The sequence below is a fragment of the Pseudomonas sp. M2(2023) genome, assembly GCF_030263955.1.
Lineage (GTDB): Bacteria > Pseudomonadota > Gammaproteobacteria > Pseudomonadales > Pseudomonadaceae > Aquipseudomonas > Aquipseudomonas asiatica.
Genome location: NZ_CP127114.1, coordinates 5614504 through 5639204, shown reverse-complemented (window position 1 = coordinate 5639204; position 24701 = coordinate 5614504). Strand labels below are relative to the sequence as shown.

Genomic DNA, 24701 nt, shown 5'->3' with positions numbered 1-24701 from the left:
GGTTTCTCTGGTGAAGGTTAAGTCCGCAAACTCAACGTTAGCCAAGAACCACGATGGCCATCCTCTTTCGCCCCAGGGCGCCTTCGGTTGGTTCAGTTACACCACTTCCCGGGACACGATCCGCGCAGGTCGGTCAGGCATGCTTTGGGCGGGCTTCAAACCAGTGGGTGACCACCAAAAGGGTCAGTTAGGCCTACTGCTGCCTATCCTCGCTCGTTACCATCCAGAGACCCTCTATTGATACGGTTTCAGCAAAGATGGATATCTATAAGCTCCGCATCGAAGACACAGAAAGCAAGATCATCGACAAGGAAGGTTTCGAGGCCGAGACCTTCCGCAGAGATCCGTGGTACCAGCCTGGAAGTGCGGGCAAGCTAGCTCAGTTTGCTGTATGCCCGGCATGCGACAACCCTGTCCAGCTGGTTGGGCTGTATGAGCTACCGCCTAACGTGAAGAACCCATTCGGGAAACATGCTACTAAGAGCATTCGCGGCATCGCTCCATTTGATAGTGAGGCCCGTAACGATTGCCCGTACTTCCAGCCTCGCCAGCACAAGAAAACAGAACGAAAAACCAGGTTTGACGGTGTTCCGCGGAAGATTCTCAAGCTGTTGATAGAACAGTTCGATCGCGTGGTTTACATCCTGGAGAAAGAGACCCAACTGGTCCTTTCCGAGAATGCGTTGAGAGGCATGCTGCAGCGTTACAAGGGAGAGCGTGGCTACCTCTATACCGGCGCGACGCTTCGCAATGTGCCATGGATCTTTGCTTACATGTCGGACGCCACCCGCCTGTTTGGCCAGAAGGTCAGTGGAAATGCTGAACTGGTAAAAGCTATTGCCTCTGAGGTACCGGGGGCGGAAATTAGCAGCACCGGTCGGCTGGAATCGAAGAAGGTGCCCGGTTCGAAGGCGGCATATTTTGATCTCAAAATGAGTTTCATCCGCCATCGAATCGTCAAAGACAGTGAAGCGTCCGGCTTGGTTGAAAGCATGGAGTTTGTGGTGTCACAGCCTCGCAGAGGTGAGCTTGAGCACATTCACAAGGAAGTCATCAAATTCGATTCGGCTTGGTTCGAATCCCTTATCCGGATGCCGGTTGATCATCCTTATCGCAGAATGGATAGAGTGAAGATGGCCCGGGAGGAACTGGGCGATCTGCTGGAGCTGCCTCAAGCCTGAGGGGCCCTGCTGTAAACCACTTTTTTCAACTGTAAACCACAGTGGTTTACAGTTGAAAAAAGTGGTTTACAACTCAGCTACGGCACGCGCCCTGGCGACTCCCCAGGCCAACGCGCTCGTCATTGATTCGTTCGGCCTGGTGTCGAACGCTTCCTCGTACAGAGCGGTTCCCGACGGCGCGTACACACCGATAAACAGCTGCGTTGCGCCTATCCGCGAAAGCCTTACCTGCACGTCGAGATAAGATCCGTCATTCAGGATCTCTTCGTGAGTCCGGTGATGAAGCGTAGGATCTGCCCAGCTCCAATAAACATCTCCGCGCAAACGCATGCAGCCCCCTGCAACCGATGGATAGCGATGGATTCCAAGCTAGCCAAAGCGAGGCGGCAATCAAGCCGATCTAAGCTGTTTGTGAGTCACGCCCGACAAGTGACCCACCTTGGAGTGAATTCGAACAGCCCTAACCGATCACGCAAAGCTGAAGACTCACGACTGGGTCCGATTGATCAGCGAGACAGTCGGGAAGGTTTGCACACAGCCCAAACAAAAAAGCAGCTCCCGAGAGCTGCTTTTTTCTTACTCCCCCTTTTTGTGCTTGTGGGGTTTCAGGTCCGGATGGTCCTTCTGCTTTTCAGGGGTGACTCGCTGCCTTTTGTCCGGAGTGCCATCTTCATTGGTGCGCTTTGGGCCTGGCTTGATGCTCATGCAAAACTTCCTTTTCCGCTTGGGTTGTTGAATGCAGCTATGTAATTAGTCCAGCTTCTCTCAGCTGTCAAAGCAGGCTGGTGCAGAACCGCCTGGCCGATGATCCGGTCCACATCGAACATTCAGAGGCCAGAATAAGAGCCTCCGGCCAAGGGCTTGCAAGGGGCTGTAAAATCCAGCGCTGAGCGATACGAAGACGTCTGGACGTTCATCATGCCGAGCACGGTGTGGAACAGGTTGTCGTGGCTCAGCGGTGACGTGGTTTGAGCTTTCAAACAACCCACGTTGACCTTTTCACTCTTCGCGAGCGAGTCAGACATCCAAAGTACCAACGGCACCTTAGTTTGCTCGTCAGGAGCCATCGCGTAAGGCAGCCCATGCAGATAGAGCCCACCCTCCCCCAGCGATTCGCCGTGGTCCGAAACGTACATCAGCGCAGTGTCGAACTTGGTGTTGGCCGCCAGGATATCGATGAGATTTGCAGTCACATAATCGGTGTAGAGGATTGAGTTGTCGTAGGCATTGACCACCTCCTCCTGCTTACATTTGTCGAGCTCGTTGGTCTCGCACACCGGTGCGAATTTCTTGAATTGCGAGGGGTAGCGCTTGTAGTAGGCCGGGCCGTGACTGCCTTTGTAGTGGAGCACCAGGACAGCATCGCCTTCCTGGCGCTTGATGAAGTCTTGCATCTCCGTGAGCAGCACCCCGTCCTTACACTCCTCGCTGGTGCACAGTTGGGAATCCGCGTGAGAGGCAGCCTTGTGGTTGGGAACCCTGTCGCAGACCCCTTTGCACCCCGAGTTGTTGTCAGTCCACATGACACTGATGCCAGCGCGTTGAAGCACGTCGAGCAGCCCTTCTCGGCTCTTGGCCAAGCCATCTTTGTACTGGGCCTTACCCACGTCCAGGAACATGCATGGCAGCGAGACCGCGGTAGCGGTACCGCAGGAGCTCACGTTCGTGAAGCTAATGACATTTCGCTTTTCTAGTTCCGGATTCGTTTCACGGGAGTAGCCGTTGAGGGAGAAGTTGGCGGAGCGAGCGGTCTCTCCTACTGCCAGTACCAGCAGCCTCGGTTTACGAGCCGCACCCTGTCGATTAACTACCGCATCAGTACCAATGGCCGTCAGCGTTTGAGGTGAGGCCAGTTGACGCTTCAGGTACCCATGGCCAGCCGCAAACAAGTTGGTAGGTACCAGGATCAGCCGGATCTCCCGATTGTTGCGCAGCAAGGAGGCATACGACTGGTACTGACTCAACGCGATGCCAGATAAGGTCAACAGAGCGAGCGACAGAGCAATGAACCTGCTGACCAAAGCTTTGGCCCAAGGCTTGCGCCGGAGGGGAACCCGGGCGATCAGGTAGACGGGCAACACCCCAACCATTGCGACCCAAAGACCCAGCTTCCAATTCAGCAGCTCGGTTGCCTCAGCGACGTCGGTCTCCACAACGTTGGTGAACATTGTGTAATCGACCACGATGCCGTAGGCATTCATGAAGTAACTCGCGAAAGACGCGCTGATCAGTACCAGACACAGCAAGGGTTTGGCCAGCCGCCCCCATGACAGCAAGCTCAGAACGGTAAACACCCATGCGAATACTATGACTGGGAGGCTGGCCGCTAGCAGCCAGTTCACTTCATCGGTTTTGAATACCAGCTTCCAGAGCACGTTCCAGAGCTCAGCGTTCGCGAATAGCAGCAACCAAAAAGTCACCAGGCCGATTAGCAAATTAGTACTGATGCCTTTCTGCCGCGCATTGCGAATAGCAAAGATCCATTTGCTTAACAGGGTGTGAACAATGGATTTGGAAGGTGTCATTATCAAACTCTGGAAGCTGCTTATCCATGGCGGTAGCTATGGAGTTAGCGGGAGCTACAAGGCAAGCCGTCGACAGATGCTGAGCGATTGCGCAATGTGCGGAGCGCCAGAGGCCTTAGGCCCCTCGGCGTTGGGGACGCTTAGTATGTGTGAGGCATAGGGATAAAAAGAGAAATGAATCTCGCTGAGCGCATTATTTCCGGGACCTGATAACGACACGATGACCTCGGGATTACAATGCTGACAGAAATCCAATAACTGCTGTTTTGATTGTCATTGATCACGCTATGATCAAAATTAGGGGAATGCCACCCACCAAAAACAATGCGCCGCTCAGCTAGATAAATTTAATTTCACAAACAAAACGGTTTCGTTTTGTCGTAGGCTAATTTTGAACTTTCAATTCAACTTACAAGTCTTTCTCGCGAGCAGAACATTATTTTCAACTTTTGCTCGTTAATATGTCACCCATCAATGAGGGGCGAATACCATGAGCTTTTTCAAAAACATCCTGGGCGGGCACCATGGCCGTGGAAACCACGGTGGAGGCAAGCACCACAGCGGGGGACATGGGGCCGAGCAGTATGATCGCCATGGCCGGCAGCAGGGCTGCGACGGCGGTAATCAGGTGTATGACGGCGGGCGCCCTGCCACTCCTGCCCCCATCAAAGATCTGCAGGGCTGCAGGCAGTGCCGGACGGCCAACGATCCGTCAGCACGCTTTTGTCTAAACTGCGGAACACCGCTATCGAGTGGTTGCACCGCCTGCGGCTCGCTGCTGAGTGCAGGGGCAAGATTTTGCAGTCAGTGTGGCCAAGCGACGCTCTAAGGCTAGGTAGACAGGAAGGCCAACGAGACCACAACCCTGCGCAAGGAGAAATACGTGGGTTCAAATCATGACCATGGCAGCGCTGCAGTACGCGAGGGGCATCAGAAGAAGCTAATCATGGCGCTCGCCTTGACTGGCAGCTTCATGATTGCAGAAGTGATCGGTGCGTGGATTACCGGCAGCCTGGCGCTGCTGTCGGATGCATCTCACATGTTCACAGATACTGCCGCCTTGGCGATCTCACTGATTGCACTTCAGATAGCCAAGCGGCCGGCAGATCAGAAAAGAACCTTCGGCTATGCGCGCCTGGAAATTCTGGCTTCGACGTTCAACGCCGTGCTGCTCTTCCTGGTGGCGATGTACATCTTGTATGAGGCCTACCAGCGCTTCTTCATGCCGGCGGAGATCGCTACCGGAGCGATGATGTGGATCGCAATCGCCGGCCTGATCATCAACCTAATTTCGATGCGCCTTCTGGCATCTGCGAGCAACGAGAGCCTCAACGTCAAAGGAGCCTACCTCGAAGTTTGGAGCGACATGCTCGGCTCGCTAGGCGTAATCATCGCGGCACTCATCATCCGCTTCACCGGCTGGACTTGGGTCGACACGATTGTCGCTGTGGCAATCGGCCTCTGGGTTCTGCCGCGGACGTGGCAGTTGCTTCGCGAAAGCCTGGGAATCCTCATGGAGGGTGTGCCGAGGGAGCTCGACGTGACGGCAATCGAGGCTACCATCCTCGGCGTAGATGGCGTTACGGACGTTCATGACTTGCACGTCTGGGCCGTCAGCAGTGGCAGCAACGTGATGACGTCGCACGTAGTGATACGGGATTCTGCAGATGGGGATGCTGTGCTGGCGGCCGTCGTGGATGCTGTCAGCGATGCATTCGAAATCCATCACTGCACCATCCAGATCGAGCGGGCAGCTTTCCACGAAAGCGTTCCGTCGCCTTCACACTGATCGATCGGTAAAAACCAAACGAACACATCACCCTCCTGGCTGAGGGTGATGTCGTAGAAGACATGCGGTGAAGGATGGCGTAAACGGCAGGAGCACTCCGAGAGGGGTTGGTGAATGGCTTCGCCTGCCCCCGACCATAACCTCCAGAAGGTTCAGCGATGGCTTGGATCATCACGAAGTATCTACTCACTGCCGGATTAGTGATTCTCGTATCAGAGCTGGCAAAGCGCAGTGACAAGCTGGGCGGGCTGGTCGCCGCCCTGCCGCTGGTCACGGTCTTGACGCTGGTCTGGCTTTACCTGGAGAACCAGAGCATGGAGAAGATCTCCAATCATGCTTGGTACACCGTCTGGTACGTGCTGCCGACCCTTCCGATGTTCATCGCTTTTCCAGTGCTGCTGCCCAAACTGGGATTCTGGCCAACGCTTATCAGCAGTATCGTCATCACCATGGTGAGCTTTGGGGGCTTTGCCCTGCTGCTCCGTCGATTTGGCATTGAGCTGCTATAAGTCACGAGCCAGGACTGCAATTCAGGGGCCGTTCAACGACTATTGATGCACTCACCTTTGACCAAGTAGCGAACCATATGTAGTTCGCCCTTTGAGTCTTCGTAGGTCATCATGCTTCTCACGTTACCGCAGTACCGCACGCTGGGCGATACATACACCAACTTACTAACGTCAAGGTCCATGCCATAGGCGTAGTCTTCAAGCTGAGGCATGGGCTTTTTTACGCGCTGAGCATAATCCGCAGTAGCCTCTCTAGCAGAGCGCTCAATGCGCTGATTGATCTCCATACCGCTTTGGGCATTAGCTGTTAGTGATGTAAAGAGCATAAACACGGCGATCGCTGATACAGTAGTGTTCATAAGAAGTCCCTTAATAAAAAAGCGCCCGTAGGGGGGCGCTAAAATTCACCTACCAAAGGAGCGTATGGTTTACAGGTGAATGCACTGGCGTGAACAACTGCCCGTCGCTCTTGCCAAGCTGCTTTGAAATGAGACAATTTCCAAAGCAGCGATGCCTCTTACGCTGCCGTTAAACTAGCAAAGGAGGCTAACACCAAGATGATCGCGCAATTACAATTTGGACATGTAATAGATTGTAAGATAATTATTCGAGAGAATACTGAGCCGCCACGTGAGCTATTCCACGGAAAGGAGCACCAGTTTGCAAGCGTTCATGGGTACTGCCTGGTTGGCGACTCGATCCGAGGACGATACCAGCCCTGCAAGCTAGCGGCAGAAATACTGCCTGTCCTGGCCGATTCCACCCGTCAGGCGAAGCTGTCGTACACCGTTGCAGGCCCCAGAATCCGCTAAGCTCAAGGGTGGAGCCTGCATGACTGTCAGAAATCTTGCGGCTACATTACAAATTTGTAGGATTTCGCCGCGGCCAGCTTCTTCGCGTTAAGATTCAAGCGTCCTCAGGTGACCCGGCGTATGGACAGAGGTAGCGACTACCACATGCCATACCCTCAGCCAAACTTTCGAAAAGCCTGCAACCATAATCTTGGCGGATTAGGCCAACTCCTTCCTCACACCTTGAGATAAGTTATGCGCGTTCTAGTTGTGGAAGACGAAATTAAAACTGCCGAATATCTTCAGCAGGGCCTATCCGAAAGCGGGTATGTCGTAGATATCGTGCACAACGGTGTCGATGCCCTGCACTTGTTCAACACTAATGTCTATTCGTTGGTCCTTCTGGACGTGAACCTCCCGGGTATCGACGGCTGGGACCTGCTGGAAACCATCCGCAAGACCAGCCGGGTCCGCATCATCATGCTGACCGCCCGCGGACGCATCAATGACAAGCTCAAGGGCTTGGACGGCGGCGCGGATGACTACCTTGTGAAGCCATTCGAATTCCCTGAGCTGCTTGCACGCATCCGTTCGCTGCAACGCCGTGGTGATGAGCTAGTCGAGAAGAGCTCGTTGAAAATTGCCGACCTAGAACTCGACTCCGTCCGCCATCGCGTTTTCCGCGGTGGAACACGCATCGATCTCACCACCAAGGAATTTGCGCTTTTGCACCTGCTCATGAGCCGAACGGGCGAAGCACTGACTCGCTCTCAGATCATCTCGTTGGTTTGGGATATGAATTTCGATTGCGACACCAATGTCATCGATGTAGCCATCCGGCGCTTGCGCTCGAAGATCGATGACCCGTTTGAAACCAAGCTCATTCACACGCTTCGTGGCGTTGGGTACGTTTTTGAGGAACGCGCATGAGGCCATTCAGCCTGGCTGCAAAGCTGGGGTTTAAAGTTGGGTTGATGAGCGCAGCGTTGCTGCTTCTGTTCGCCACCTTCGGCTATATGATGGTAGGCAAGGCTCTGGAAAGAAATGCCAGAGCGGACCTGGAAGTAAAGATGGCGGGGATGGCTCACAACCTGTCCACCATCCCGGACATCTCCGGCGTCAACGCGGATGCGCATCAGCTTGTCGATTTGGTCATGGGCCACAACAACCTGTATGTGAGCATATTCGATACCTCACAGAACCAGACTCCCCTGCTCTCGATTGGCTCAAAACAGGTCAATCTGGAGGTGCACAAGTTTCAGCCGGCGGCCCAGCCCAAAGAGCACGAATGGCGTGATACGCAGGACCGTCCTCTGCTGAGTGCTTCTCGGATAATGCGCTTGGGCGATGGAACAGAGGTCAGCGTCTATATGACCATGGACCAGTCATCCAGTGAGGCGTTACTCGATGCGTTGCTGACCTGGGCCTTGATGATGTCCCCTGTCATCCTCGCGCTGATCCTGGCCATTGGCTGGTGGACTGTGCGCAGAGGCCTGCTGCCTCTGACCAAATTCCTCAAGGTAGCGTCAAAGATCTCAACCGAGAGCCTCGACCATCGTCTTCCGACTGATGGGATGCCGGCAGAACTCAAGAAGCTCGCCGACGGCATCAACATCATGCTGGCTCGCCTGGATGATGGGGTTCAGCAGCTCTCGCAGTTTTCTGACGACCTTGCTCACGAACTTCGAGCACCGCTTTCCAACCTGATGGGCAAGGCCCAGGTTGCCTTGACCAGAGAACGATCGCTTTCCGAGTACCGGGAGGTTCTGGAGTCGTGCACAGAAGAGCTGGACCGCATGAGCCGCATGGTTTCCGACATGCTGTTCTTGGCCCAGGTCAGTCATCCAGCATCCATGGTGGAGTTCGAACCCGTCTCCTTGGTCGACGAGGTTCAGCGAGTGTGCGATCTCTTCAGCATTTCAGCAGAAGAAGGCGAGATTCAGCTGCAGATCTCTGGCAGTGATGACGTGGTGCGCGGGAATCGCCTGATGGTTCAACGTGCCGTCTCGAATCTGGTCTCGAACGCGATCCGTTACTGCCCTCGCGGCCGCACGGTCTACGTTAAGGTGCAGCATAGTGCGAGCGGTACGACGTTGAGTGTCGGCAACCCCGGCCGCGGTATTGCCAAGGAACACCACGCGCACTTGTTTGAGCGGTTCTACCGTGTGGACAAGAGCCGAGCACGGAGCGAAGGCGGTACCGGTCTTGGCTTGGCCATTGTGCAGTCGATCATGAGTCTGCACCAAGGATCGGCGAGCGTGGAGGTGACCGAAGAAAACTTCACCTGGTTCCACCTTCACTTTCCCGCAGCCCAGCAAATGCAGCCGGCAATGAGCGCCGCTTAAATTGCGCAGGCACGATTAGGCCCGTCAATCGACGGGCCTTTTGTTTGCCTCAATGCATCAGTGCCGAAGGACCACAGGGTCCATGGGCGACCGCAGAATCACCGACTTAATAATCTTCTGCTCGTCAGGATTGGCGTTCTTCCACAGGTGTGAGAAGTACTGAGCATTCACTTTCTCTTGAGCACTTACGCTGCCGGCGGCATCGATTAGGCGCATGGTCGAGTAGACACAGATCAGCGCCAGAATGAAGAACGCCGTGGCGACCACCATCACATAACGCTTGGCCAGCACCGGTGCCCGCTTGAGCTCCTGGATAGAGGCGTCCGCCGCCTTTGTCGCTGCTGTAAGCTCCGAGATCAGTGGCTGGATGGCGGTGTCGACTCCGCGGCATGCAGCTGAATACGCTGATGCAGCGGCGCGCAAGGCAACCTCCTCCGCGTTCGACCAAGCCTTCTCCGCCTTTCGCACCTCCTCCTGAATCTGCCGGCCGACAGCGTCCAACTGATCCACCAGTTCGTTCGACCTCTCCAGAACAGCGCTGGAGGTGCGCGTCTGCGAGGTCAGCTCATCGAGCTGGACAGTGAGTTTTTCAGTGCAGCGGCGAAAGTCACCGATAGCAACTGCCCAGGGCTCTATGTCATTCATGGCTATCTCCTAGGGCGGCCAACAACGCCGCGCTGAATTAACGCGCTAGATATCAAAATTGTAATTTAAGAGAAAAATCGAAGTCGCCCTCGACAGTGCCGAGATAGACATGATCCTTCCAGATTTGAAGATTTAACGCATCCTATCTGCAGCCAAAATTACGGAATTGTAATTATTGACTCACCTTGTCGTTAGCTTCGCGTTCCTAAACTACAAACCAACAAAGGCCGCTAATCAGGTTGGCCTAGTATGAACCGAGGTTCACAATGAAATTTGTCAAATCTATCGCTATTGGCAGCCTGCTGCTGGGTCTCATGGGTACCGCTTACGCTGAAGGCGGCTTCGAGCGAGCGAAACAGTTCAACGAGAACTTCCGAACCGAACAGGCTCGCCTATGGAGCGATGACTCTTCGGACCAGAACAAACAACAAGTCGCTCAAGAGCAAAAGAAAGAAAGCAAGGATGGTAAGGAACAAGCCGACAATTAATCGGCGGTTAAATAGGACTTCAAATGACGAAAGAAATCGACAAAAAAGCCAGGGTAAAGCCTGGCTTTTTTGTGCTTTGAATTTAGCCTTCGTTCTTGCGAGGCGTTTCCGCATTGCTTTCTCCGGCCAGACCCTCGGCACCTTGTGCGGTGCGTTTCCAATGGCACAGCAGGAGCTGGCTGGCGTTCGCTTCGGTGATCGATGTGCAAGCTAGATCAGCGGGCAGACTATCCTTGCTGTCTCGCAAGCGCCTGGACAGATAGAACGAGCCATCCCGCGGCCACTTGGCAGGATCCTTGATGTTCTCGGACTTCCCACTGCTGTAAAACTCCGACGAGTATGAGCGGCGGCCAGGATAGATCAGGGGAGCGGAATGAGCAGACTGCACATTGAGCCAGGCTTGAACCACATCTCGCTGATTCTGAGGTCGCTCCTCTAGTACCCCGGCGTAGATGATGCCCGCACCGATGATCGGCAACACCAATGCGCTCGCAGCGGCAGCCCAGGTGGTCTTCGGGCCAACTTCGCTGACCCGTGCAGACAGCAGCAATGCCCACGCTGGCAGCGCGGGTAGCAGGTAGGTCCACAGAATGTTGCCTGCAAATGTGAAGAAGACCGGTGTCGCCAATGCCCACAGCCAGAGGTAGGCTTCGAAGCGCTGCATCGATCCACGCTTGCGGATCAACAGTGGTAGGAACAAGGCCCATGGCAGTAGCGACAGTCCGAGCTGGATCCAAATGGTGCCATATGGCTTGGCATGAGCACTGCCGTATAGGTCGCCCGCCCAGTTACTGACGACGTAGCGGCTCCAGTGCTCACCAACGAAAAAGTACTCCATGAAGCCGGGCGTTTTCATCTCGGCTGCGACATACCACGGCACGGATATACCGAACATGAGTACAAGGCCGCTAATCCAGGGAAGCCTCAGTACCCGTCCCCATTCCTTGTAGATAACGAACCAGGCGAATGCCGGCGCCCCCATAAGCACAAGGGTCAGCGGCCCTTTGGCAAGCAAGCCCAGCCCGAGACCTGCGAACATCAAGTAGGCATCCGCCTTGCTGGCGCACTTCATCCAACGCCAGAAACCGTAGCTGGCCAGCAGAATCGAGAACGACAAAACAGGGTCAGTCAGCACAACACCGCTGGAGACCAGGCCAAGTGTGGTGCTGGAAAAAATAATGGCAGCCCAGATGCCGGCGTTACGAGAAATCTGCTGCGTACCGACTTTGATGATGATGAAACAGCTTGCCAGGTGTAGTAGCCACGCTGGGAAACGCGCAGCGAACTCGTTAACGCCGAAGACCGTCATGCTCGCGGCCTGGGTCCAGAAGGACAACGGGGGCTTGCCCCAGAACGGTACCCCGTAGTCGAACATGGGCGTGATCCAGTCATTCAACTCGACCATCTTGCGAGCCATTTCAGCGTAGCGGGCCTCGGATGTGTCCATCAGCGGGTAGATGCCCAGCCCCACCAAACGCAATAGCAAAATCGAACCCAGGATCCACCACAGCGTCCTCTCGTTCTTCAGGCTCAGCATTTCTTACCCTCGATCGAAGCCATCGAGGGGTGGAGTGACACGGGATCCACCTTGTTGCTGTGCTTCAGGAAATAGAGAGGCCGGCGCTTCACTTCCGCGAGTGTCACGCCCAGGTACTCCCCCACCATGGCGACACCGACGCACATGAATGAAGCCAATCCGACGATCAGGTGATGGATGTCGAAACTGCCTGCCACAAGCGACGCAAGCATGTAGCAGATGCTGGAGACGAATAGTCCGAAACTGATGAGGCTGAAAATGCGCAGCGGTTTGCGAGAGAAGCTGACGATGCTCTCGATGGCCAGATTGAACAGACCAGATGCATTCCACTTGGTGCTCCCGGCATGGCGAACAGTGCGATTGTAGGGCAGTTCGATGGTACGAAAGCCTACCCAGCCGATCATGCCTTTGAGAATCCTGGAGCGTTCGTCCAGCGCCCGCAGTGCTGCCAGCGGCGCAGGCCCAATCAATCGGAAATCGCTGACATCGGCCGGCATGTCCACCTTCTCCACCAGGCGCTGCATGACCCAGTAGTAAGCCCGGGCACTCATGCGCTTGAACCACGAATCACCGATTCTCAAGTTGCGCTGCATGTTCACTACGTCGTAGCCGCGTTGCCAGTAGTCCACCATGGCCGCGATGAGCTCTGGTGGATCCTGCAGGTCGACATCAATGAAAATCAGCGCACTGCCACGGGCATGATCTATCCCGGCACTCAGTGCAGCCTCTTTGCCGAAGTTGCGACTCAGGGACAGGCAACGTACAGATGACCCATCCTGATAGTGGCGAAGAATGTCGGCTGTCCGGTCACTACTGCCGTCGTCGACATAGAGGATTTCGCAGGAGACGGGTAAGCGCTTAACCACGCGGGTGATTCGCTGGTGGAACTCGGGGATGGTTTCCTCTTCCTGGAAGCAAGGGACCACGATGGTTAACAAGGGATCAGGGCGCTCTGGAAAGCGATGTAATGTCTGCATGATTGAATGTCCAAAAACGATGTGCAATGAATCCAAGTGCACTGAGGCTTAAGGTCACTAGGACTTGGGAGATAAGCGGTGACAGATTCGACTTGATGAGGAACCACATACCCACGCCATTGCCGAAGTTTGTGGCTAACGCGACCAGTGCAAACCTGACAGGCTGAAACTTACGAGAGCCATCTGCCACAAAACAGAGCGCCCTATTTCCAATAAAGCTTGCGATTGCGCCAACCATGCCGCCACAGATACTGGCCAGCAACGGAGTAGCGAATTCTGTCGTAACCAGCACTAGGAACACCACGTAATGGATTCCCGTTGCTATGAAGCCGATCCCCAGATAACGAATTAGTAAGGTAATAAGAGGTGGGTTTTGATTTTCCATGCCCAAAGCCTATGGAGGCAAAGGTGAAAAAATAGTGAACTAAATGTAAATGCGTAATTAGCCGAATCTATATATGATAAGTAATGAGTTGGCGCGCTAGGCTAGCACGCTACAATATCAAAGGGATTGCCTGAGGATTACGCTTTTGAAATAAAGGCCTGCCAATAACGCACGCATGACCTGTGCATTACAATGTTGTCAAGATAAGGAAATGTCAGACGACATTGAGCTAGATTCCCCGAATGAAGGGGGATCGAATGGTTACACAAAATGAAACATATACAAGCAGCGTTGTTCCTTACAGTCCTGACATATTGGATGATCTGCCAATTGATGATCAGCTGGCCGTAGAGTTTTTCGCAACAGCACGTTGTGCCAGTTTCAAACAGGCGGCCCGAGGGCTCAATGTGCCAGTGGTAGGCCTTCGCAAACGCTTGGAGAAACTGGAAGAGCACATTGGTGCTCCCGTGTTTGTCTACAAGCACAACAAACTTGCTCTGACCCGGACAGGCGAGAGGGTCAGCCAGTACCTGTGCCAACTCTTCGGCCCTGAAGGCCTGGGAAAGTCCGGTGAAAAGGAGGTCCCGAGGCTTACCATCGCGATCACAGAGCCAGTACTGAGCGACATCGTGAACCGCGATCTAGTCGCCTACGTGCGCGATCATGCCGAAATGCAGCTGGAAATCCATTCAGAGTGCACAGCGCAGATGCTTTCTGAGTGTGAAGTCGATGTGGGTATCGCTTTCGTGAGCCCAGATGATGAGTGCGCGTTTGATCGCCATCCTACGTATAGGTTTGAACGGCTCGGCCGGATTGGGCACGCGCTGTTCATTTCCAGCCGCTACTCAAGGAGCGTCACCCTTCCAGTAGAGAGCTTGGACTTGCACAACTTTATGCTCGTTGTCCCTTGGGATGAAGAGATCTTGGCGGGCTCACGAAAGTGGGCATCGATAATGGCTGAGCATCAGGGCGGTACCACTCGGGTCAAGAGCTACAACCTATCACGAGGCCTTGTCGTTGGTGGTGCGTGTATTGGAGTGCTGCCCGACTACAGCCGAAAATTGGAGAGAAATATCCTACCCGTGCCGGGTTTCTTGGACGACCTGGAGGAGAAAGATGTCTATCTTGTTATCAAATCGAAACTGATACGTAATCCGCAGGTTTTGGAAATTCGAAGATTGATCAAGAAGAGCTTCTTTGATAAGAAGGACTGGCTTGTTCGGTAACAGTTTTGTTAGGTTTGAAACTCTCCCGTTAACACTTCAGAAACACAACTGTCATATTCGCTTGCAATCTAGTCAGAGTGCTTAGAACAAAGGCATCTTGTTACAGCAGGTGACAACCGTGGCCTGCTCCCATCTGCAAGATCAATTTAGGCCGGCGCAGGGCGAAACACAACGTCGGTACCTAAGCACTTAACATACGAGAGGCAAGCAATGATCCGTTCTTCGAACATGCGGGAAAAGCTGTTGGCTGCCGCAATAATAGGCACATTTTCCTCGCAAGCATTCTCCGGAACAGTAACCACTGACGGAGCTGACATCGTTCTGAAGACCAAGGGCGGTCTTGAAGTATCGACTTCTGACAAGGAATTCAGTTTCAAACTGGGCGGCCGAGTTCAGGCCGATTACGGCCGGTTCGATGGTGTCTTCACCAAGAATGGCGATACCGCTGACGCCGGCTACTTCCGTCGCGCCTACCTTGAGCTCGGGGGCGTGCTGTACCGCGACTGGAAGTATCAGCTCAACTACGACCTTTCCCGCAACACGGGCAACGACTCCGACGGCTACTTCGACGAAGCCAGCCTGACCTACACCGGTTTCAAGCCGGTTCAACTGCGCTTTGGCCGCTTCTACACCGACTTCGGTTTAGAGAAAGCTACCAGCTCGAAGTGGATCACCGGGATGGAGCGAAATCTCTCCTATGATCTGGCAGAGTGGATCAACGACAACGCCGGTATGGGTGTGCAGGCCACCAGCACCATCGCCGACATGGCCTATGTATCCGGTAGCGTTTTCAGCGAAACCAACAACAACTCGGATGGCGACAGCACCAAGCGCTACAACGTACGTGGCGTGTTCGCACCGCTGCACAGTGATGGCAACGTCCTGCACGTCGGTGCTCAGTACGCCTACCGCGACCTCAAAAACAGTGCGGTCGATACCCGGATTCGTTCGCGTCTGGGCGTTCGCGGTGTAGATACCAATGGCGGCGGCGATGCCGGCACCAACGGCAACCGCATGCTGTTTGGCGGTGCCGCCGCACAAGAGGGCCTGTGGAAGGACGATTCGGTCTGGGGTCTCGAAGGTGCCTGGGCCACCGGCCCGTTCTCGGTGCAAGCGGAATACCTTCGCCGCAAGCTGAAAGCTGACCAGGCCAACAACGACATGAAGGCCTCCGGTTACTACGCCCAGATGGCTTACACCCTGACCGGCGAGCCGCGTATCTACAAGCTCGATGGTGCCAAGTTCGACACTATCAAACCAGAGAACAAGGAACTGGGTGCCTGGGAAGTCTTCTACCGCTTTGACGACATTAAGGTCGAAGACGGCAACCTGGTCACCGCGGCGGACCAGTCGAACGAGCGCAAGGCTAAGAGCCACACTGTTGGTGTGAACTGGTACGTCAACGAGGCAGTAAAACTCAGTGCCAACTACATCAACGTGCGCACCGACAATAACGAGAACACTGTGGGCGACGACAGCGGCAATGCCATCGTGACCCGCCTGCAATACGTCTTCTGATCACTCACTAGCGGACGAAAAAATCGGGGGCGCCTTTTGCGCCCCCGATTTTTTTTGGCCCAATCAAATGAGTGATCACGCGTCTTTGCGGTAGGCCAACAGGCGCAAGGCGTTGAAGACCACCAACAGTGTGGAGCCCTCATGGATCGCAACAGCGGCACCAATGCTCAAGCCCATGATGGTTGACGGAACCAGGATGGCCACAATCCCCAAGCTGACGAACAGGTTCTGGCGGATGATCGACCGCGTGTGACGGCTCAGCCCCACCGCAAAAGGGAGTTGCCTGATGTCGTCAGCCATGAGCGCGATATCAGCCGTTTCCAGGGCGACATCAGATCCGGCAGCCCCCATTGCGATGCCAACGCTCGAATTGGCCATCGCAGGGGCATCATTCACGCCGTCACCCACCATGGCCACCTTGGCGCTAAGGCGCAGGTTCTTGATGGCCTTGACCTTGTCCTCCGGCATCAGGTCTCCCCACGCCTCATCTAAGCCAACTTGTTTGGCTACAGCCTCTGCAACACGGTTGTGGTCTCCAGAAATCATGACCATGCGGTCGATGCCCATCTCTCTAAGCGTCTGGAGTGCCTGTTTGGCCCCCTCACGGGGTGTGTCCAACAGCCCGATAGCGCCCAGATCCTTGTCAGCACGACGTACCACCATGGTTGTGCGGCCCGACTGACGTAGACGCTCCGCAGCCTCCAGGGCTGCCTTGCTGAGTGCGGGAATACCATTGGTACCGAACATCTCGACCTTGCCAATCCATACGAACTGCCCATCAAGCTCAGCACGCACGCCGCGGCCAATCATGTTGCTCATGTTCATGGCTTGGAATCGGCGCCGTGTGCCAATCATCTCTTCACCGTCACGCACAATTGCCGCAGCCAGCGGGTGGTCGCTCATCGACTCCACAGCGATGGCGACGTTTAGCAGATCCTCGATCTGCGTGCCGCCTATGGGTATTACATCGGTAATACGTGGGCGCCCTTCGGTCAGGGTACCGGTCTTGTCGAATGCCATGGCATTCAAGGAGCCAAGCTCTTCAAGTGGCGCACCGCCCTTGATCAGCACGCCACCTCGGGCTGCCCTGGCGATGCCAGAGAGAATGGCGCTTGGTGTAGCGATCGCGAGCGCGCAGGGGCTGGCTGCAACCAGTACGGCCATCGCCCGGTAGAACGAGTCACGAAACGGCTCGTCAAGGAAAATGCCGGCAAATAGCAGCCCGACTACCAGCAGCAAAACCAACGGGACGAATATGCGTTGGAATCGGTCCGTGAATCGCTGGGTCGGTGACTTCCTCACTTCGGCTTCACTGACCATCTTGATGACCCGCGCCAAGGTACTTTCCGTGGAGCGCCGTGTTACCTCAACCTCGATGAGCGTTTCGCCATTGATAGTACCGGCGAAGACTTTCGAGGTAGCCTCCACGGCATCTGGTTTGCTGCGTGCGAGTTCGGCATCAGCGACAGGCTGCTTGTCCACGGGGACGCTCTCACCCGTCACTGGCGCCTGGTTGATGCTTGAGGAGCCTACGACTACAAAACCATCGGCCGGCAGGCGATCATTGGGCCGCACGATGACAACGTCACCGGGAACCAGCAGCTCCACGGGCATTTCCACCGTGCCATTTGCTCTGCGTACGATCGCGGTGGCTGGTGCGAGCTTGGACAGTGCCTCAATCGCTTTCTTGGCCCGCCCCATCGCGTAGCTTTCAAGGGAATGTCCCAGACTGAACAGGAACAGCAGCAGAGCTCCCTCTGCCCAGGCGCCAATGCTTGCGGCACCGGCTGCGGCGAGAAGCATCAGCGAGTCGATCTCGAAGCGTTTCTGGCGGATGTTGCTGATCGCTTCCTTAGTGGTGAACCATCCGCCGAACACGTAGGCCGACACGTACAGAATTAGGGGCAGTCGATCGGTCAGCCCAAGTTTTCCTGCGAGGGCTCCGGCACCCAGGAGAGCACCACAGATCAGCGCGAAAATCAGCTCGGTGTTCATGCCAAAAATGCCGCCATGCTCATGGCTATGACCTTCATGCCCAGCTTGGTCATCAGGGCGTTCAAGCAAACTCTTCATAACTCGTCCCTTCTGGGGTCAAGGCTTCCAATTGCCCTCTGCAGTTGGGGAGCCGTCTCTGTTGGTTGGCTAAGATCTATTGCACGGTTTGCCCGGCCCAGGCGCTAAAATTTTGAACCTATGGAGGCAACGGGCGTAATAAAAAATGCCAGGCACTGCCTGGCATTTACGAAATCTCTAATTGTACTGTTCAAATCATTTACTACTTGTTGTTGATGCATTGCGAATACATCGAGTAACGAACAGTCTTGAGCGTGCCCTGGGAGTCCTCAAAGGTCATCAACCGCGGGTAGACCTGGCAGGTACGGGGGTCCTGCGACTGACGTACGAACTTAGCAACGTCGATCTTCATGCCATATTTGTAATCCTGAATCTCTGGCATTGGCTTGCCATTTTTCTCCGCGTATTTGGCCACTGCGGCCTGGTGTTCCTTGGTGTATTGCAGCTGCTTGCTTTCGGAAAAAGTGTTCGCCTGTGAAGCCACCGAAAAAACAACAAGTGCAGCAGCGATAATTAGCTTTTTCATAAAACCCTCTCAAATTCAAAACTTCTCGGGCGTAACCTTAGCAATGCATAGGCATCACCGGCATGACGAGAAACTTACAATTTTGAAAGGTAAGTGCATCTACTTCACTTTAAACAAAAAAGCCCACAACACGTGTTGTGGACTTCTCTTTAGCGGAGGCTGTTAGCTAACCACTTCGGCCTCGTCGCCGTCTTCATCCTTGCGGTGTGCCCAGTGATACAGGGCAGGCAATACCAGCAAGGTCAGTGCGGTGGAGGACAGGATCCCGCCAATCACCACCGTTGCCAGTGGCCGCTGAACTTCTGCACCGGTACCGGTAGCCAAAGCCATCGGGATGAAGCCCAGGGACGCTACCAAGGCTGTCATCAGAACAGGCCGCAGACGGGTCAATGCGCCTTCATCGACTGCCTGCCTGAGCGTTCGTCCCTCCTCCCTTAGCCCGCGGATGAAGGCAATCATCACCAGGCCGTTCAGTACTGCAACACCGGACAATGCGATGAAGCCAACACCTGCCGAGATCGACAGTGGGATATCCCGCAGCCAGAGCGCGACGACACCACCGGTGAGTGCGAATGGAATACCGGTGAAGACCAGCATGCCGTCCTTCAGGTTGTTGAACATCAGGAACAACAAGGTCATGACCAGCAGCAAGGCGACTGGAACAACGATCTGCAGGCGTTTGGCTGCCGATTGCAGCTGCTCGAACTGGCCACCCCAGGTCGTCCAGTAGCCCGCAGGGATTTGCACCTTCTTATCCAGCGAAGCGGTCGCCTCCTGGACGAAGGACCCCAGGTCGCGGCCTCGAACGTTGGCACTAACGATGACCAGACGTTTGCCGTTTTCGCGGCTGATTTGGTTCGGGCCCAGTTGCAGGTCCAGATTAGCGACCTGGGACAGCGGGATGAAGCCGATCTGATTGGCACCCTGAGCCGCATTGGCAGGTACCGGGATGAGCAAGCTGGACATACCCGCTACGTCGGTGCGGACGGTCTCTGGCAGGCGCACAACCATGTCAAATCGGCGGTCGCCCTCATACAGCGTGCCGGCTTGGCGGCCACCCACGGCGATAGCGATCGAGTTCTGAACATCCGCGATATTCAGGCCGTAGCGTGCTGCTTTTTCGCGGTCGATGTTGATAGTCAGCACCGGCAGGCCGGATGTCTGTTCAACTTTCACTTCCGACGAGCCCGGTACCGCTTTGAGCGCTGCAGCGATCTTGTTGGCCGTGTTGTTAAGCACGTCCATGTCATCGCCGAAGACCTTCACAGCAACGTCACTACGTACGCCCGAAATCAGCTCGTTGAAACGCAGCTGGATTGGCTGCGAAAGCTCATAGTTGCTTCCTGGAACTCCCGCAGCGGCCTTCTGCACCTCAGCAATCAGCTCATCGCGTGGCTTCTTGGGGTTAGGCCACTGATCCTGAGGCTTGAGCATGATGTAGGCGTCGGAGGCGTTCGGCGGCATCGGGTCAGATGCAATTTCAGCAGTACCCGAGCGTGCGAACATCCGTTCAACTTCAGGCACCTGCGCTATTACCGTTTTCTCCAGACGCTGCTGCATCTCGACGGACTGAGTGAGGCTCGTTCCAGGCACACGCATGGCCTGAAGCGCAAAGTCGCCCTCACTGAGGCTTGGGATGAACTCGCTACCCATACGACTTGCCAGTACACCGCTCAGCACGACCAAGGCTATTGCGGCCGAGAAAGCGATGTTCCGGTGTCCCAGCACCCATTGAAGAACCGGCTCATAGCGCAGTCGAGCTGTGCGCATGACCACGCCTTCCTCTTCCTTCACCTTGCCAGTGACGAACATGGCAATAGCTGCAGGAACAAAGGTAACGGACAGGACCATTGCACCCAGCAGCGCCATCACAACGGTAAAGGCCATCGGGTGGAACATTTTGCCTTCGACGCCGGTGAGGGCGAAGATCGGCAGGTACACCACCATGATGATCAGCTGACCGAAGATCAGCGGCCGGCGAGCTTCTCGCGCCGCAGCAAAGACCTCGTGGAAGCGTTCGGTTTTGGTGAGCATGCGGCCATGCTTATGCTGCGCATGAGCCAGTCGACGGATCGCGTTTTCTACAATAACCACGGCACCGTCGACGATGATGCCGAAGTCGAGTGCCCCCAAACTCATTAAGTTGGCACTGACCTTGTTGTTGAACATGCCTGTGAAGGTGAACAGCATGGACAGCGGAATCACCATCGCGGTGATCAGAGCCGCACGAATGTTGCCGAGGAACAGGAACAGAATGGCGATTACCAGAACCGCGCCTTCTACTAGGTTCTTCTTCACCGTCGCGATGGCTTTTTCAACCAGGTTGGTACGGTCATAAACGGTCACGGCCACCACGCCCTTTGGCAGGGTGCGGTTGATGTCCGCCAGTTTGGCGGCGACAGCTTGAGATACGGTACGGCTGTTTTCACCAATCAGCATGAACACGGTACCGAGCACGACTTCGCGGCCGTTCTCAGTAGCAGCGCCTGTACGGAGCTCTTTACCGATGCTGACATCAGCAACGCTGCTGATGCGAATCGGTGCACCGTCCACACTGGTGATCACGATGTTGGCGATGTCTTCGATGTTGCCTACCTGGCCCGGCGCACGGATGAGCAACTGCTCACCATTACGCTCGATGTAGCCGGCGCCGACGTTGGCGTTGTTACTTTCCAACGCTGCGACCAGGTCATTGAGTGTCAGCTTGTAGGTAGCCAGGCGCTTTGGATCCGGCGCAACCAGGAACTGCTTGGCATAACCGCCGATGGTATTGATCTCGGCCACACCCGGGACATTGCGCAGCTGAGGCTTGATGATCCAGTCCTGGATCACGCGCAGGTCGGTCGGGGTGTACGGCGTACCGTCCTCTTTGACCGCGCCATCTTCGGCTTCAACAGTCCACAGGAAGATCTCGCCGAGGCCGGTAGATACCGGACCCATGACGGCCTCTACACCTTCTGGCAGCTGTTCCTTCGCAACCTGTAGCCGCTCGTTGATCAACTGGCGGGCAAAGAAGATGTCAGTGCCATCCTTGAAGATCACGGTGACCTGAGACAGGCCAGAGCGAGACAGGGAACGGGTCTGCTGAAGGCCCGGGAGACCGGCCATGGCCGTTTCAACTGGAAACGTGATCCGTTGTTCGGTTTCCAAGGGCGAATAACCAGGCGCTGCAGTGTTGATCTGTACCTGGACGTTGGTGATATCGGGTACCGCATCGATGGGCAGCTTTTGATAGCTGTAGATACCGATACCCGCCATGATCAGAACAGCGATCATTACTACGATGCGCTGCTCGATGGCGAATCTGATGATACGTTCAAACATGAGAAATCATCCTGTCAGTTCGCATCAGTGACCGTGTTCGGCAGAAGCTTTGCCGAGCTCGGACTTGAGTGTGAAGCTGCCACTGGTTGCTACCTGGGCGCCGGCTTCAATACCGTCGATGATTTCCACGTACCCATTGTCGCGGCGACCCAGTTTTACTGGGCGGGTGTCAAAACCTTCTGGGGTGCGTACGAATACCGAGGGCTTGTCTTCAACGGTCTGCACGGCGTGCTCAGGGACCGCTACGGCAACTCGATCAGTCTGGGAGGTGACCGCAATGTTTACGAACAGGCCTGGACGCCAGGCGCCGTTAGGGTTGGTCAAGGTGACGCGCACAGTGGCTGCACGGTTTTGCTCGCCCAGCAGGCTGCCGACATAACCCACCTTCCCTTCGACCTGGACGTTCATGTCAGGCGAAGAGACTTTCACTGCACGGCCAGTCGTGACCTTGCCCAGATCTGTCGGCGGAACTGCGAAGGTTGCCCAGACCTGATTCAGGTCGGAAAGGATGAAGGCGTTGGTCGCCTCGCTGACGACTTCGCCAACGGTCAGGTGTTTCTCCACTACCACGGCGTCGAAGGGAGCGCGGAGCTCGTAACGATTACCGCCAACGGAGTTAACTGAGGCACCGATTGCGCCGACCTTCTGCTTGGCGTTGGCCAAGGAGATATCCGCCTCTTGCAGAGCTTGGCGTGCTTGGAGGTAGTCTTGCTCTGCAGAGATCTTGTCCTGCCACAGTTGCTTCTCACGCTCGAAGGTCACACGCGCCAGTTCGACGCGACGCTGTGCGGCCTGTTGTTCGCTGCGCAGGTCAGAGATCTGCTGGCTGGCGATTACCGCGAGGACTTGCCCTTTCTTGACCGTCTCGCCCAGGTTGGCCTGGACAGCCTCAACAACGCCAGGAACACGAGGAACCACATGGGCAGTACGATCTTCGTCGAAGCGAATTTCGCCCGGGAAGCTCACAACGGTACCGAGGTCACGAGGCGCTGCAGCTTCCAGGGCAACACCGGCGGCCTTGATCTGTTCAGCGCTGAGCGTCAGCTTGCCCTCCTCTTCACCGCCCTCTTCGCTATGACCTTCTTCTCCATGACCCTCATCCCCCTTCTCTTTAGCGGCAGATGCGGCTTTCTTTTCGTCGCCATGACCGTCGTTAGCGCCGTGCTCGGCGGTGCTGGCGGCCTGTTGCCCGGAACTGTTGTTCCAGGCAAGGCTGCCAAATCCGAGGGCTGCCACAGCGGCTACCGCGAGGGCGATCTTGCGTTTGTTATCCATTGCTACTCCTGCTGATCGTAGGCACCGGCTTGTTCAAGGCTGGGTGCCGAAGAAAATGTTTGGCCCGTTCAGCGAGCGCCGGCAGTTGAGCCGACTTCGCCATAAACCCTTTCCACCTGCGCACGCGCATTGGTCGCCGCTGCCAACGATTCGAGGTATTGGCCACGAGCGACGATCAAGGTGCGCTGGGCATCCAGCACTTCGATGAAGCCAAATTTGCCCATCTCGAAGCCGCGGGTTGCGGTCTCTACGGCTTGTTGGGCTGATGGCAGAATGGTCTTGTCGTAGGACTCGACCTCCTGCATGGCGGTGGACCACTGGTTCAACGCGGTTTGGGTTTCGGTGCGCAGACGCAGCTCCACAGCATTGCGCTGGTCTCGGGCCTGATCTGCACGACGAGAAGCGGAAAGAATGTTGCCTTGGTTACGATCGAACAGCGGCAACGGCATGGACAGGCCCACAGTGTTGACCCGCTCGCGCACAGAGCGGTCGTACTGGCTACCTACGCTGACAGTAAGGTTTGGAATGCGCTGGGCTTTCTCTGAGCCGAGCGAGGCGTCGCTTTTATCAATCTGCACCACGGCTTGGCGCATTTCTGCGGTCTGATCGAGCTTTGCCAGCAGATCTTCAGTGCGAGGCGGCAAACCCGGGGAGAGGGTTGGCGATTCGAGTCGATCAAACACGGTGACTGAGCTCCCGGTAATTTGAGCGAGCTGTTGGTAAGCGGTCGCTTTTTCCGTTTCGGCACGTCGAACTTGCAGCTGGGCTTCGGCCAGTTGCACTTGAGCGCGGGTCGCCTCCACTGGGGACGATTTACCTGCGCGAACACGGCCATCGACGATGCGAAGACCGCGTTCAGTCAATTCGAGAGATTGCTTGGCCAGGTCGAGACCTGTCTGGGCTCGCAACGCGGCATAAAAGGCTTGGACGACGTCTGCACGCAGGCCGTTAACGCGACGGTCTAACTCAAGCTGTGCGGCGGTCTGCCCGTATGTGGCGACGTCAACACGAGCCCCCCGCTTACCGCCCAGCTCAAGGGTCTGGCTGAGAGAGACAGTCGTCTGGCTGGTATTACGACGGGTGTCTTCCACGTCATACGAGATTGTGGGGTTGGGGATAAGCCCGGCCTGCTTGCGAGCACCATCAGCGATCCCAATTTCTTGCCTGGCTGCGGCCAGGTCTGGGTTGGCATCCATGGCCGTCGAAAGCGCCTGGGGCAAGCTGATGCTTTGGGCAAGAGCTGCAGGTGCCATCAATCCAGAGATGACTGCACAGAGTGCAGCGATCTTCCAGGGCGAGACGGGGGTCTTGGGTAAGACATTGCGGTTATACCGGGGCACTTTGATGGTCCTCGTGCACAAACTTCGATAAAGCTTGGCGAGAACGCCGAAACAGCTGCCAAGCCCCACTTGATTAGGTGATGGCACTCTAATGAGCGGTAGCTATCAGAGGAGTGGCTAGAAAATTACAATTTCGTAAGAAAGCTCTGTAATGCCCGTAAATACTGGGAAACCCAACCCGACACGATGATTTCGATACAAGCAACGGAGATGGCAAACACGCGGTGCGAAGGTGCCGAATAACAGG

22 protein-coding genes are annotated in these 24701 nt (G+C 55.6%); 9 read left to right on the top strand and 13 right to left on the bottom strand.

From position 1 onward, the window contains the following. Nucleotides 1-257: 257 nt before the first annotated feature. Nucleotides 258-1181: a hypothetical protein gene (locus QN085_RS25755; RefSeq protein ID WP_104833704.1), complete on the top strand. Its 924-nt coding sequence runs from the start codon at nt 258-260 to the stop codon at nt 1179-1181. Nucleotides 1182-1247: 66 nt separating this feature from the next. On the opposite strand, the gene QN085_RS25750 is transcribed toward QN085_RS25755, so the two are convergent. The 3 genes from QN085_RS25750 to QN085_RS25740 form a co-directional block, all read right to left on the bottom strand. After that, a complete protein-coding gene (locus QN085_RS25750; protein ID WP_104833703.1) occupies nt 1248-1511 on the bottom strand; it encodes a hypothetical protein in 264 nt (87 codons plus the stop codon). Nucleotides 1512-1757: 246 nt separating this feature from the next. Next, complete coding sequence (locus QN085_RS25745) at nt 1758-1886, bottom strand: hypothetical protein (protein ID WP_003253468.1); 129 nt, start codon at nt 1884-1886, stop codon at nt 1758-1760. A gap of 122 nt (nt 1887-2008) precedes the next feature. Then, the gene (locus QN085_RS25740) at nt 2009-3706 is read right to left on the bottom strand and encodes a phosphoethanolamine transferase (RefSeq protein ID WP_104833702.1); all 1698 of its coding nucleotides are present in this window, start codon (nt 3704-3706) and stop codon (nt 2009-2011) included. A 490-nt stretch (nt 3707-4196) separates the two neighbouring features. Here QN085_RS25740 and QN085_RS25735 point away from each other — a divergent pair, with 490 nt between their 5' ends. From QN085_RS25735 to QN085_RS25725, 3 genes are all read left to right on the top strand, one after another. Further along, nucleotides 4197-4535: a zinc ribbon domain-containing protein gene (locus QN085_RS25735; protein WP_104833701.1), complete on the top strand. Its 339-nt coding sequence runs from the start codon at nt 4197-4199 to the stop codon at nt 4533-4535. A 54-nt stretch (nt 4536-4589) separates the two neighbouring features. Then, nucleotides 4590-5495 (top strand): cation diffusion facilitator family transporter, encoded by a 906-nt coding sequence (locus tag QN085_RS25730; RefSeq protein ID WP_104833700.1) that lies wholly within the window; start codon nt 4590-4592, stop codon nt 5493-5495. A gap of 158 nt (nt 5496-5653) precedes the next feature. Next, entirely contained in the window at nt 5654-6004 is a 351-nt protein-coding gene (locus tag QN085_RS25725) for a DUF3147 family protein (RefSeq protein WP_104833699.1), read from the top strand. A gap of 32 nt (nt 6005-6036) precedes the next feature. Here QN085_RS25725 and QN085_RS25720 read toward each other — a convergent pair whose 3' ends face one another. After that, nucleotides 6037-6363, bottom strand: coding sequence for a DUF2790 domain-containing protein (locus QN085_RS25720; RefSeq protein WP_004577661.1), 327 nt, complete (start codon nt 6361-6363; stop codon nt 6037-6039). A gap of 687 nt (nt 6364-7050) precedes the next feature. Between QN085_RS25720 and QN085_RS25715 the strand changes: the two genes are divergently transcribed. Both QN085_RS25715 and QN085_RS25710 read left to right on the top strand, forming a co-directional pair. Continuing rightward, nucleotides 7051-7725, top strand: coding sequence for a heavy metal response regulator transcription factor (locus QN085_RS25715; RefSeq protein WP_003253457.1), 675 nt, complete (start codon nt 7051-7053; stop codon nt 7723-7725). Further along, nucleotides 7722-9140, top strand: coding sequence for a heavy metal sensor histidine kinase (locus QN085_RS25710; protein WP_104833696.1), 1419 nt, complete (start codon nt 7722-7724; stop codon nt 9138-9140). The genes QN085_RS25715 and QN085_RS25710 overlap by 4 nt, the downstream gene beginning before the upstream one ends. A gap of 57 nt (nt 9141-9197) precedes the next feature. Here QN085_RS25710 and QN085_RS25705 read toward each other — a convergent pair whose 3' ends face one another. Further along, nucleotides 9198-9785: a hypothetical protein gene (locus QN085_RS25705; RefSeq protein ID WP_104833695.1), complete on the bottom strand. Its 588-nt coding sequence runs from the start codon at nt 9783-9785 to the stop codon at nt 9198-9200. 266 nt (nt 9786-10051) lie between these two features. On the opposite strand from QN085_RS25705, the gene QN085_RS25700 reads away from it, so the two are divergent. Then, nucleotides 10052-10273, top strand: coding sequence for a hypothetical protein (locus tag QN085_RS25700; protein WP_003253450.1), 222 nt, complete (start codon nt 10052-10054; stop codon nt 10271-10273). An 82-nt stretch (nt 10274-10355) separates the two neighbouring features. On the opposite strand, the gene QN085_RS25695 is transcribed toward QN085_RS25700, so the two are convergent. The 3 genes from QN085_RS25695 to QN085_RS25685 are packed head-to-tail and all read right to left on the bottom strand — an operon-like array spanning nt 10356 to nt 13172. After that, on the bottom strand, nt 10356-11810 hold the full coding sequence (locus tag QN085_RS25695; protein ID WP_104833694.1) for an ArnT family glycosyltransferase: 1455 nt from the start codon (nt 11808-11810) through the stop codon (nt 10356-10358). Further along, nucleotides 11804-12787, bottom strand: a complete 984-nt coding sequence (locus tag QN085_RS25690) for a glycosyltransferase family 2 protein (protein ID WP_104833693.1) — start codon at nt 12785-12787, stop codon at nt 11804-11806. Before QN085_RS25690 ends, QN085_RS25695 begins: the two co-directional genes overlap by 7 nt. After that, nucleotides 12753-13172 (bottom strand): GtrA family protein, encoded by a 420-nt coding sequence (locus tag QN085_RS25685; protein WP_104833692.1) that lies wholly within the window; start codon nt 13170-13172, stop codon nt 12753-12755. The genes QN085_RS25690 and QN085_RS25685 overlap by 35 nt, the downstream gene beginning before the upstream one ends. A gap of 257 nt (nt 13173-13429) precedes the next feature. On the opposite strand from QN085_RS25685, the gene QN085_RS25680 reads away from it, so the two are divergent. After that, nucleotides 13430-14398 carry a LysR substrate-binding domain-containing protein gene (locus QN085_RS25680; protein ID WP_104835401.1) on the top strand — a complete coding sequence of 323 codons (969 nt, stop codon included), beginning with the start codon at nt 13430-13432 and terminating at the stop codon, nt 14396-14398. 210 nt (nt 14399-14608) lie between these two features. Beyond that, nucleotides 14609-15916 carry an OprO/OprP family phosphate-selective porin gene (locus QN085_RS25675; RefSeq protein ID WP_104833691.1) on the top strand — a complete coding sequence of 436 codons (1308 nt, stop codon included), beginning with the start codon at nt 14609-14611 and terminating at the stop codon, nt 15914-15916. Between the two features lie 75 nt (nt 15917-15991). Here QN085_RS25675 and QN085_RS25670 read toward each other — a convergent pair whose 3' ends face one another. From QN085_RS25670 to QN085_RS25650, 5 genes are all read right to left on the bottom strand, one after another. Beyond that, nucleotides 15992-17989, bottom strand: a complete 1998-nt coding sequence (locus QN085_RS25670; protein ID WP_104833690.1) for a heavy metal translocating P-type ATPase — start codon at nt 17987-17989, stop codon at nt 15992-15994. Nucleotides 17990-18191: 202 nt separating this feature from the next. After that, nucleotides 18192-18515: a DUF2790 domain-containing protein gene (locus QN085_RS25665; RefSeq protein WP_104833689.1), complete on the bottom strand. Its 324-nt coding sequence runs from the start codon at nt 18513-18515 to the stop codon at nt 18192-18194. Nucleotides 18516-18677: 162 nt separating this feature from the next. After that, nucleotides 18678-21839 (bottom strand): CusA/CzcA family heavy metal efflux RND transporter, encoded by a 3162-nt coding sequence (locus tag QN085_RS25660; protein ID WP_104833688.1) that lies wholly within the window; start codon nt 21837-21839, stop codon nt 18678-18680. 24 nt (nt 21840-21863) lie between these two features. Further along, entirely contained in the window at nt 21864-23114 is a 1251-nt protein-coding gene (locus QN085_RS25655) for an efflux RND transporter periplasmic adaptor subunit (protein WP_104833687.1), read from the bottom strand. Between the two features lie 68 nt (nt 23115-23182). Next, a complete protein-coding gene (locus tag QN085_RS25650; RefSeq protein WP_133164861.1) occupies nt 23183-24454 on the bottom strand; it encodes a TolC family protein in 1272 nt (423 codons plus the stop codon). Nucleotides 24455-24701 lie beyond the last annotated feature (247 nt).